At 44.2% G+C, this 11,026-nt stretch carries 11 protein-coding genes; 10 read left to right on the forward strand and 1 reads right to left on the reverse strand.

From position 1 onward, the window contains the following. The 5 genes from rpsK (at position 1) to ACEWB7_RS11395 (ending at position 4,132) form a co-directional block, all read left to right on the forward strand. Positions 1–387 (forward strand): 30S ribosomal protein S11, encoded by a 387-nt coding sequence (gene rpsK, locus ACEWB7_RS11375; protein WP_001040166.1) that lies wholly within the window; start codon positions 1–3, stop codon positions 385–387. Between the two features lie 12 nt (positions 388–399). After that, a complete protein-coding gene (gene rpsD, locus ACEWB7_RS11380) occupies positions 400–1,026 on the forward strand; it encodes a 30S ribosomal protein S4 (RefSeq protein WP_004786890.1) in 627 nt (208 codons plus the stop codon). A 16-nt stretch (positions 1,027–1,042) separates the two neighbouring features. Further along, positions 1,043–2,050 (forward strand): DNA-directed RNA polymerase subunit alpha, encoded by a 1,008-nt coding sequence (locus tag ACEWB7_RS11385; protein ID WP_004786889.1) that lies wholly within the window; start codon positions 1,043–1,045, stop codon positions 2,048–2,050. Between the two features lie 18 nt (positions 2,051–2,068). Further along, positions 2,069–2,434 carry a 50S ribosomal protein L17 gene (gene rplQ, locus ACEWB7_RS11390; RefSeq protein WP_004786886.1) on the forward strand — a complete coding sequence of 122 codons (366 nt, stop codon included), beginning with the start codon at positions 2,069–2,071 and terminating at the stop codon, positions 2,432–2,434. Positions 2,435–2,641: 207 nt separating this feature from the next. Next, positions 2,642–4,132, forward strand: coding sequence for a flavin-containing monooxygenase (locus ACEWB7_RS11395; RefSeq protein ID WP_262738422.1), 1,491 nt, complete (start codon positions 2,642–2,644; stop codon positions 4,130–4,132). Positions 4,133–4,185: 53 nt separating this feature from the next. Here the strand turns inward: ACEWB7_RS11395 and ACEWB7_RS11400 are convergent, their stop codons facing one another. Further along, positions 4,186–5,358: an acyl-CoA dehydrogenase family protein gene (locus tag ACEWB7_RS11400; protein WP_262738421.1), complete on the reverse strand. Its 1,173-nt coding sequence runs from the start codon at positions 5,356–5,358 to the stop codon at positions 4,186–4,188. 182 nt (positions 5,359–5,540) lie between these two features. On the opposite strand from ACEWB7_RS11400, the gene ACEWB7_RS11405 reads away from it, so the two are divergent. From ACEWB7_RS11405 to ACEWB7_RS11425, 5 genes are all read left to right on the forward strand, one after another. Next, positions 5,541–5,798: a succinate dehydrogenase assembly factor 2 gene (locus tag ACEWB7_RS11405; RefSeq protein ID WP_034590267.1), complete on the forward strand. Its 258-nt coding sequence runs from the start codon at positions 5,541–5,543 to the stop codon at positions 5,796–5,798. Then, positions 5,791–6,177, forward strand: coding sequence for a hypothetical protein (locus ACEWB7_RS11410; RefSeq protein ID WP_104425690.1), 387 nt, complete (start codon positions 5,791–5,793; stop codon positions 6,175–6,177). The genes ACEWB7_RS11405 and ACEWB7_RS11410 overlap by 8 nt, the downstream gene beginning before the upstream one ends. Before the next feature lie 545 nt (positions 6,178–6,722). Beyond that, entirely contained in the window at positions 6,723–7,763 is a 1,041-nt protein-coding gene (locus tag ACEWB7_RS11415; RefSeq protein ID WP_411580780.1) for a hypothetical protein, read from the forward strand. Positions 7,764–7,835: 72 nt separating this feature from the next. Next, positions 7,836–8,408 carry a rhombosortase gene (gene rrtA / locus ACEWB7_RS11420; protein ID WP_166135563.1) on the forward strand — a complete coding sequence of 191 codons (573 nt, stop codon included), beginning with the start codon at positions 7,836–7,838 and terminating at the stop codon, positions 8,406–8,408. A gap of 177 nt (positions 8,409–8,585) precedes the next feature. Further along, positions 8,586–10,868 carry a TRAP transporter large permease subunit gene (locus ACEWB7_RS11425; RefSeq protein WP_262738418.1) on the forward strand — a complete coding sequence of 761 codons (2,283 nt, stop codon included), beginning with the start codon at positions 8,586–8,588 and terminating at the stop codon, positions 10,866–10,868. Positions 10,869–11,026: the final 158 nt, after the last annotated feature.

An 11,026-nucleotide genomic window follows, 5' to 3' on the forward strand; every position in this document is an offset into this window, starting at 1 on the left:
ATGGCTAAAGATACTCGCACACGCAAGAAGGTCACTCGTACCGTCTCTGAAGGTGTTGCACACATTCACGCTTCTTTTAATAACACCATTGTGACTATTACCGATCGTCAAGGTAATGCACTGGCTTGGGCCACTTCAGGTGGACAAGGCTTCCGTGGATCACGTAAATCAACTCCGTTTGCTGCTCAGGTAGCTGCTGAAGTTGCTGGTAAAGCAGCTTTAGATTACGGTTTGAAAAACTTGGACGTCCTTGTGAAAGGTCCTGGTCCAGGTCGTGAGTCTGCGGTTCGTGCATTAGGTGCAGTGGGTTATAAAATTAACAGCATTACCGATGTGACTCCAATCCCTCACAACGGTTGCCGTCCACCTAAAAAACGTCGCGTGTAAGGAGAAACATTCATGGCTCGTTATATTGGTCCAAAATGCAAACTCTCTCGCCGCGAAGGGACAGACCTGCAATTAAAATCTGGCGTTAAACCATTTGACGTCAAAACTAAAAAACACGCTAAAGCTCCTGGTCAACATGGTGGAGCTCGTGGCGGTAAACAATCTGAGTACTCACTACAATTACGTGAAAAACAAAAAGTACGTCGTATGTACGGTGTTTTAGAGCGTCAATTTAGTAACTACTACAAAGAAGCTGCTCGTGTTAAAGGCGCAACTGGTGAAAACCTGTTGAAATTGCTCGAAAGCCGTCTTGATAACGTTGTTTATCGCATGGGTTTTGGTTCTACACGTGCAGAAGCTCGTCAGTTAGTATCTCACCGTTCAATCACTTTAAATGGCCGCCGCGTTAACATCGCGTCTATCCAAGTTAAAGCTGGTGACGTGATTGCAGTTCACGAAGGCGCTAAACAACAATTACGTATCAAAAACGCAATTGAATTAGCTGCTCAACGTGGCATTCCTTCTTGGATGGAAGTAGATCATTCTAAACTAGAAGGTACGTTCAAAGCTGCACCGGATCGTTCTGATTTACCTGCTGAAATCAACGAAAGCTTGATTGTAGAATTGTATTCTAAATAATCCTTGAGGTAGCAATATGACGCGTACTGCAAATGAGTTTCTAACTCCGCAAGCGATCAAGGTCGAAGCGGCAAGCGGGACCTCGGCAAAAGTTATTCTAGAACCCTTAGAGCGTGGCTTTGGTCATACTCTGGGCAATGCTTTACGTCGCATCCTTCTTTCTTCTTTACCTGGCGCTGCTGTGGTAGAAGTTGAGATTGAAGGTGTTGAGCACGAGTACAGTACTTTGGAAGGCTTGCAGCAGGACATCGTCGAGCTCTTGCTGAACCTAAAAGGATTGTCTATTAAGCTGTTCGATCAAAATGAAGCTTATTTAACATTAGAGAAACAAGGTCCAGGCGACGTAACTGCGGCTGACCTTCGTTTACCTCATAATGTTGAAGTGGTTAACCCTGAACACTTGATCGGCACGTTAAGTGCATCAGGCAATCTTAAGATGCGCCTGAAAGTGGCTCAAGGCCGTGGCTACGAGACTTCTGACTCACGTTTCCCAGAAGGCGAGACTCGCCCAGTGGGTCGTTTACAGTTAGATGCATCTTACAGCCCGATCAAACGTGTGTCTTACACAGTGGAAAACGCTCGTGTAGAACAACGTACTGACCTTGATAAACTGGTCATTGATCTTGAAACCAACGGTACAGTTGATCCTGAAGAAGCAATCCGCAAAGCGGCAACAATCTTGCAACAACAAATTGCAATCTTTGTTGATCTTCAGAAAGATCAAGCTCCTGTGGCTCAAGAACCTCGTGAAGAAGTTGATCCAATTTTGCTTCGTCCAGTAGATGATCTAGAGCTAACTGTTCGTTCTGCTAACTGTTTGAAAGCAGAAAACATTTACTACATTGGTGATCTTGTACAGCGTACTGAGGTTGAGTTACTTAAAACTCCTAACCTTGGTAAAAAATCGCTTACTGAGATCAAAGATGTTCTGGCTTCCAAAGGCTTACAACTCGGCATGCGTTTAGAGAACTGGCCACCAGCTAGTCTCCGTATGGACGATCGTTTCGCCTATCGTAGCCGTTAATTAAGTAGGACTATCACCATGCGTCATCGTAATAGTGGTGTGAAATTAGGCCGTACAAGCAGTCATCGTAAAGCGATGTTCCAAAACATGGCTAACTCTTTGTTCGAGCACGAGTTGATCAAAACAACTGTGCCTAAAGCAAAAGAATTACGTCGTGTTGCTGAGCCTTTAATCACTTTAGCTAAAGTCGATACAGTAGCAAACCGTCGTTTGGCGTTTGCTCGTACTCGTTCAGCTGCAACTGTTGGTAAATTATTTACCGTTCTTGGCCCTCGTTACAAAGAGCGTAACGGCGGTTATCTACGTGTTCTTAAAGCGGGCTTCCGTGCAGGTGATGCTGCACCGATGGCTTACGTTGAGCTAGTAGATCGCGAAGTTAACTAATTTCGTGTAGAGCAGCAAACGTTGTTCGAAAAGGTCGGTTGAATAAACCGGCCTTTTTTATTGTCTTGCATTTACCCATTATCAGGCAGTTTAGAAATTTGTCCTGAAAAGATAAGAAAATAATCACTTTTATTCAAACTTGACATTGTGTATTGTCAATTTTATGATTTAATAAAATATATGACAATGCTCAGGTAAAAGAAGAATATGGAAAAGCAAGTTGATATTTTAATTGTAGGCGCGGGGATCTCGGGAATTGGTCTGGCGGCCCATCTTTCTAAATATAGTCCTCAACGCTCATTCGAAATTATTGAACGTCGCGAAAGCTTTGGCGGTACGTGGGACCTGTTTAAATATCCTGGTATCCGTTCAGATTCGGACATGTCGACTTTTGGCTTCAACTTTAAGCCTTGGAAAAAAGAAAGTGTATTGGCTTCTGGCTCGGCAATTAAAAATTATCTTGCAGAAGTGGTTCAGGAATTTAACTTAAGCTCAAAAATTCATTTTCAACATCGCGTCGTTAGTGCCAATTATGATTCAGCGACACGTAAATGGTCAGTCGTAGCTGAAAACGCTCAGGGCAAAAAGCAGACCTGGATCGCTAACTTTGTTCTTGGCTGTACGGGTTACTACAATTATGATCAAGGCTTCCAGCCGGAATTCCCGAATCAGGATGCATTCAAAGGTACATTCATTCACCCGCAGCATTGGCCTGAAAATCTGGACTATAGCGGAAAAAAAGTAGTGATTATTGGCAGTGGTGCGACAGCGATTACCCTAGTTCCAGCTATGGTCAAAGGCGGTGCAGGGCATGTGACCATGTTACAGCGCTCTCCAACCTATATCGCTTCAGTTCCTTCGATCGACATGATTTACTCAAAAATGCGTAAATTATTGCCAGAAGACGTGGCCTATAAGCTGACCCGTGCGCGTAATATCGGCATGCAGCGTGGTATCTACGCACTTGCACAAAAACAGCCAAAACTACTGAAAACATTATTATTGAAATCTGTACAGTTTCAGTTGAAAGGGAAAGTGGATATGAAACACTTTACCCCGAATTATGAACCTTGGGATCAGCGCCTATGTGTAGTGCCAGATGGTGACTTGTTCAAAATTCTGCGTGAAGGTCATGCATCTGTAGAAACAGATCATATCGAGAAATTTACTGAAACCGGGATTCAGCTGAAATCAGGTAAACATCTGGATGCGGATATTATTGTGTCTGCTACTGGTTTAAATATTCAGATTCTGGGTGGTATTCAGGCCACGATGGATGGCAAGCCTTTGGATACGTCGAAGCATATGCTGTATCAAGGGGTCATGGTCAGTGATGTACCGAATATGGCGCTGATTATTGGCTATATCAATGCTTCCTGGACCTTGAAAGTGGATATTGCCGCAGAATATATCTGCCGTCTGCTCAATTATATGGATCAGCATGGTTATGATGAAGTAATTCCGGAAGGGGATGCTACTGAATTACTTGAAGATACGGTGATGGGTAGTTTAACTTCAGGCTATATTGCCCGTGCCGCAGATGTGATGCCGAAACAGGGTAAGCATGCACCTTGGAAAGTATCTAATAACTACTTGGCAGACCGTAAAGAGCTTAAAACGGCATCTTTTGAAGATGGAGTATTGAAATTCAAATCGAAATCCAGTGCTGTGCCAGCCAAGCCAAGATTGGTGTCTTAAGTATAGACATAGATAAAAGGAGTACCTGATGTACTCCTTTTTCATATTTCAAATTAGAGTGATCTGGAAATCAGTTCCTTCATGATTTCATTGGTTCCTGCATAAATGCGGTTCGCGCGATTATCCAGGTACGCTCGTGCAATCGGATATTCCAGCATATAGCCATAACCGCCATGCAGTTGTAGGCATTCGTCAACCACTTTGCTATACAGTTCAGAAATTTTGTATTTAGCAGCTGCGGCGGCATCAACTCCCAATTTTTGAATAAGCTGTAGTTGCATACAACGGTCCAGATAAGCTCGGCAGATTTCAATTTCGGTACGCAGTTCTGCCAGTTTAAAACGGGTATTTTGAAAAGCGCTGATCGGTTTGCCAAAGGCTTGACGTTCTTTGGTGTATTTTACCGTATGTGCGAATGCCGCTTCTGCCCCTGCCTGACATATGATGGCCACAATTAACCGTTCCCAAGCCAGTTCTTTCATCAGCATCATAAAACCTATGCCTTCCTGACCTAGCAGGTTTTCTTTAGGCACACGGACATTGTCAAAGAACAGTTCACAGGTATCCTGACCTTTCATGCCGATTTTATTTAAGGGTTTACCTTTACTAAATCCTGCACGATCTGCTTCGACCATAATCAAAGAAAGATTGGCAGAGCCTTTCTCACTATGACCCGTCTTACATACCGCAATTGCCGTATCACAAAGATAGCCATTGGTAATGAATATCTTGGAACCATTAATCACATACTCATCACCCTCTAATACAGCACTAGTGCGTACTGCCTGCAGGTCGGAGCCAGTTCCAGGTTCGGTCATCGCAATTGCCGTGACCACTTCACCTGTAGCCATTTTCGGGAGCCATTGCTGCTTTTGTGTTTCATTGCCAAAGTTCAGAATATAATTGGCCACGATATCGGAGTGCAGTGAAAATCCTGTCGCAGAGTCGCCTGCATAGGCCTGTTCCTCGATCAGGATCATACTGTATAAACGATCCACCCCTGAACCGCCATAAGCTTCAGGCATCGTGGCACAGAGAAGGCCAAGTTCACCGGCTTTATTCCAGAGCTCACGATCGATATGCTGTTGCTGTTCATATTTTTCTGTATGAGGAATCACTTCCTTTTCATAGAATTTACGGACCATCTCCCGAAAGGCTTCATGTTCATCATTGAAAAGCTGACGTGGCAGCATGCTGGCCAATGGACGGATCGCGCTCGAATGCATCTTATAATTCCCTTATTGTGATGTTTTATTTAACTTAAGATAGAGCAGATGAGGGAACAATGAGCTGAATGTTCAAATCTGGGGAATCTACTGATGCTTTTGGTCATTTGTATGAAATACCTCGAAATTCAGCAATGGCTTAAGGTAAACTACTCAGGTTTGTAACGAGTTGGGAAAATTCGATGACTGATGACATCACCTTAGAAGAGCGCAAAGTGATTTATCGCGCGCGTCGTGGCTTGAAAGAGATCGATGTATATTTTGATCCCTACGTGAAAAACTATTATCTCACTGCTGATCCCTTCGAAAAACAGATGTTTGCTGAGCTGGTTGCACAGGAAGATCCAGACCTGCTGGACTGGTTTATGGAAGTGTCTGAACCCCCACGCCCTGAATTAAAAGATTTTATCAAGAAGCTTAAATTTTACGTTCATGGATAATCGTTGTTTCAAGCTGAAACGCAGCAAGTGTGCGCTGGTGTTTCAGCTTTTTATTTTTGCTGTATTGATGTTCCTGCTGTATCAGTTATTGCCTATGGCGATTTGGCTGGTTTGTGGTGTCATCGGATTGGTCATCTACCAGTTGTTTTATCGTAAGACACCGCACATTGAGCAGTTTGAATATCTGGATGGACGTGAATGGTCGCTGACAGCAGCTGCGCAAGGCACACGGCGAGTGTTGATCAGTCACGTGATTGATCACCAAGCTTATATCGTGGTGTATTTCCAGCATGCAAAAGCACGTCCGTTGCTCATCTGGTGTGACCAGTTACCTTTTAAACAATGGAAGTCTTTGAAAGTTTTAACAAAAATACTTTAATTGTCCGACAAATGACATTCCAAAATTTTAAATAAATTCATTAAAAATAAAGATTTATCCGCTAACCCCGCTTGAATTGTCAGACAAAAAATCGCATTTCCCTGTAAAAACAATGAATTGTCTGACAATTTTTCAGCTGCTTTTTTTATAAGCAGGTACATTTAAGTCACCAACAGCGAACACAGGAGATCATGATGGAATTTCCAATGTGGATGTTTTTGATCGTTGCGATTGTGATGGCCCTAGTCATAGGACGGCTGGGAACGGTGCTGAAGGACAGATTTTCACCTAAATAACAGAATTAAGCTCGAGAACCTATTTTCTTCTCGGCTTGCCAAGTTGATAAGTAGCATGTGCTGAACCGTCGCAATGCTACTTTTTTTTGCCCAAAATTTGGGATTTTATCTACTGCAGTCAATTGCAGCTGGGCAATTTAATGGCAAAGTGTCTGGTCTAAATTAGAGTAAATACTCTTTTATTCGTTATATGCTTCTGATATGTTTAGCAGAATAATGGACATAATCACAATTATAGAGGACAGGAAAATGTCGAGCGTCCGAAAAATATGCCAAGGTATGGCGACCATTGCAATAACAACAACAGTTCTAACAGGATGTTCTCAGGTCATTAAAACCGGTGCCAATGTGGCGCTGGGCTTCACTGAAAAGCATATTGTTCCACCAATCCTGGCGATGGATGATGCCGAGATGGTGTGTAATTCCGGGAATTCTTTAACACCAGCCATCATGTCGACCAAGGAAATGGGGGCTGATCCGACTCGTGTTGCGGTACTGATGTACTCCGCAGCCGGGATTTGTGCCGAGCAGAAAGCGCTGGATGCAGAGCTACGGTATCTGCGTGCTTCTAAAGTCAACCAGGTGACTGAAGCTCAGGATGCGCGGATTGAGCAGAAACGCTGGGCTGCACTGGCTGCACAACGCCAGTACACGGGTTATCAGTTATTCCAGGCCCGTTATGAGAAAAAATATAAAAAAGCGCTGGGTGAAGGCTGTCCACGCATGAACAGTGATATTGAACAGACAGTTTATCTGTTGGGCATGCTAAGTGGCTTGCAAGCCATGACCAATGACATTAACTCGGGTGGGGCCGTACAAGTACCTAAAGATATTGCGGCTGTGGTCGAGCGTGGCATGACCTGTCTGGATAATACCAAATTCTGGGGCGCACCAAATGCAACTCGTGCTGTGATCTGGACTTTATTGCCAGGGGCAGGTGATGGGAAACCTGATCCTTACCAAACTCTGAAACAGTCAGTACAAATTGGTGAGCAAAAAGGTGTACGTTTATCACATGCCTTATATGCTGTAGCGGCACAGGCGAGTGGGGATGATGCCAAAATCCGTGATGCGTTAAGAACCTTTGATCAGGCACGTAGTGATGAGAAGCCGGTCAATCCCCAGTTTAAGCTGATCGACAGTATGGCTGCCATTATGGTGAATGGTATTTCTGACCGTTACTGGACTGAAAATACCGGTATTCGTAGTGCAGATGATGGCATGCAGACCTTCTGGGATGAAACTAATAATTCCTCAGAACTGGATGATCTATTTAGCGCTGACCTATAATTTAATGAAAAATTAAGTGAATGATGCTCATAGAGGTCATTTTCAATATGCTGAAAGGAGTTCAAGGAGCCGATGCAAGATCAACATCTTCGACGAAAAATTATTTTTCTGGCGGCTTTTGTCTCTCTTTCAGCGAGTTTGCAAATTTTTAACGATGCTTTCATCTACTGGCAGGAAAGCCTGCTCGGGGAATTCTGGCGGCTCTGGACTGCGCACTGGGTGCATGTCGGCTGGGCCCATTATTTTCTGAATATTCTTGCCTTTATCTGTTTACCTTTCATTTTTCCCCGCGCATCTGTGTGGCATTTCGTCTCAATTCTTTTGATTCTGCCACCGTTGATCAGCCTGAGTTTTTATTTTTTCCTGCCAAATATTGAAGCATATGCAGGACTATCCGGGGTATTACATGGGGCCTATGTCGCAGTCGCCTGTGTGCATCTGCTTTATCAACGTGAACGTGGATTTGCCGTACTGGTATTATTTTTAATCTTTGCCAAACTAATTTGGGAAAATACCATTGGAAATCAGGAAACTGCACAACTTATTGGCAGTCCGGTACTGGTCGAAGCGCATTTATTAGGGGTGATCTGGGGAGTGGTAGTCGCATTGCTCTATATCTTGGGTAATTATGTTCGAGATAGCTGAAACTGTTGGCAGAAAAGACAAAAAGAAAAGATAAATTGTCATTTTTATTCTGCTGATTTTCATGCAGAGTCAAAATAGAAAATAATGATACTGACCCTTGTAAAGGAATTTTCGGGGCAGACAGGAAGACCAGCGCTTAAAAGAATGTAAGGCGCGAAAACAAGAATAGGAAAATACATGCACAACGATAATCAAAACAGATCGGGATTAGGTCTGTTACGTTATATCTGGACAGAGTGGATCTCGACCTTTGTCGTGCTCATCTTGCTCTTACTGACCTTGGTGATTGGAACCGGGGAAATGATTCATGGTCAGTTGCTGCGTATGGGCGAGCGTCTATATGGTGATCCGGCGACAGGCATGCAGTATTCGTTTTTGCGTGCTGAACCGAAAGCGCCTCAATGTGATCGTAATATTAATGTCGATCAAAAAGTTCAGGAGCAGATGAAAGCGGATGCTGCCGATGAATATGCCGATTTCTTCGGTGTACGTTCTGAAGCGGATGTGCGTGCTGCAGTGATGCAGGCACAACAGGTTTGTGAAGAGTCTTACCAGTTCTATGACAAGGCGATAACGCATATTGAAGCGCATCCAAGTATTCGTGCCTATCGCAGTTTTGAAACTTCATTCTTTGGCATTTTCAAGTTCGGGACTGAAAACCGTGCCTTGCTGCTCATCATTATGGTGGTATTTGCTGCAATCAGCGCGACATTGAAAACCCATCATATTGGTCTACGTAGTCCAGCCACTCGTATCGACTTTAAAGTCTATTCTGTGGCGATGCTGATCGCGAACAGTTTCTTGGTCTATTCTTCCTATAGCCAATATATGTCGGTGCTGAATTCCGGGGTGCCAATGGGAGACATGAAGTATGTCTACTGGCTATGGATGATTCTCTTTGGGACATTGACCCTGATCAGTTTGTATCAAGTCATTAAGCCACCTCAGGCGACCCGAGAAGGGGGCAGTTTCGGGCTGGCTTTCTTAAGCGTGCCACTGTATGCCTATATGGCCATCAGTACCGGATTTAACTTTGTCTTCTTGATGGATTACCCGATGGGTCAGGGCATCTATCTGGGGCAACTGGTTGAATTTTCGAGCATCTTCCTAAATCTGGCCTTATTTATCTGGGCCGGTATGTTGCTGAAACAAACCCGTGTCGTAGACATGTTCCTGAATATCCTGCGTCCATGGAATCTGGCACCAGAAACCTTGACCTGGTTAATCCTGCTGGCAGCTGCACTACCAACCGCTTATACCGGTGCATCTGGGATTTTCGTGATTGCTGCAGGTGCGATCATTTATAAGGAAGTCTGGAATGCCGGTGGTCGCCGTCAGTTTGCCTTGGCAGCAACAGCGATGTCCGGTTCACTCGGTGTGGTGCTTCGTCCATGTCTACTGATTGTTGTGGTTGCTTCACTGAACAAGGAAGTGACGACAGATATGCTGTATCACTACGGTGTCTATGTCTTCCTGCTCAGTTCAACATTGTTCCTGATCATTTCGCTATTCTTTGCTGAAAGCAAGTTCCGTATTGCTGCACCTGGTTTGGCTTCACCACAGTCTGCACGTGCCTTTGTAAATGTGATTCCTTATATTGTGATTTTCATCCTGATCTGGCTGTTCTACAAATATGCTTTATCTACAGATCTGAATGAATTTACTGCACCTGTCATGATGCCAGTCATTCTGTTGATGATCGTGCTATTTGATAAGTTACGTCATGAGCCTGCACCATTACCACCAGTAGGGCATTGGGATGAAACCTTAACCACCACCTTAGGTTCAGGAAATACGCCTGCAATGGCGACTGCGGGTACAGCCATTAATGCTGAATATCGTGAAGCAGACCATATTGAGCAGCAGGGCAGTGAGCTGGCTGTAGACCATGGTGTAAAACGTTCAACTGTTGGTGAAAGCCTGCGTCAAGTTAGCTTCTGGAAATCATTACACATTTCGACCAGTGAAACGGTCGGACACATTGGCGCGCTAGTGATTCTAATGGCACTATCTGTCAGTGTGGGCGGTCTGCTGGAACGTATGGAAATTATGGAAGCGTTCCCGACAGATATTAGCAGTACCATTCTGGTGATTTCCATGATTGTTGGCCTGATGGTGTTTGTCGGCATGATCATGGACCCGTTCGGCGCTGTGATCCTGATTTCAGCAACGGTTGCACCAGTCGCTTATCAGTATGGAATTCATCCGGTTCATTTCTGGATGATTACCTTGATTGGTTTCGAGCTGGGTTATGTGACACCGCCAGTTGCCCTGAACCATCTGTTAGCAAGGCAATCCATTGGTGATGCGGAGGTGGCTGAAGCGGATGCAGAAGTTCGACATAAGTCCTTCTATTATCGCTATGAGCGCTGGATTTTACCGATGATTGTGTTACTGCCAGCGATGCTGATCATTGCTTATGTGCCTTATGTATTTAAGCTCTTCGGCTGGTATCAGTAATTTAAGCAAATCAAAAAAAGCACCTTCGGGTCACTGCTGTCCCATAGTTTGCTTTAAATAAAAAAACCTGAGTCCTAACAGTTAAAATATGAGTGCAAACAAACACTTTAACGACCAGGATTCAGGTTTTGTCCCATCAGAATACCGTATTTCATGAG

This window comes from Acinetobacter sp. NIOH-H-8 (assembly GCF_046635365.1).
GTDB lineage: Bacteria > Pseudomonadota > Gammaproteobacteria > Pseudomonadales > Moraxellaceae > Acinetobacter.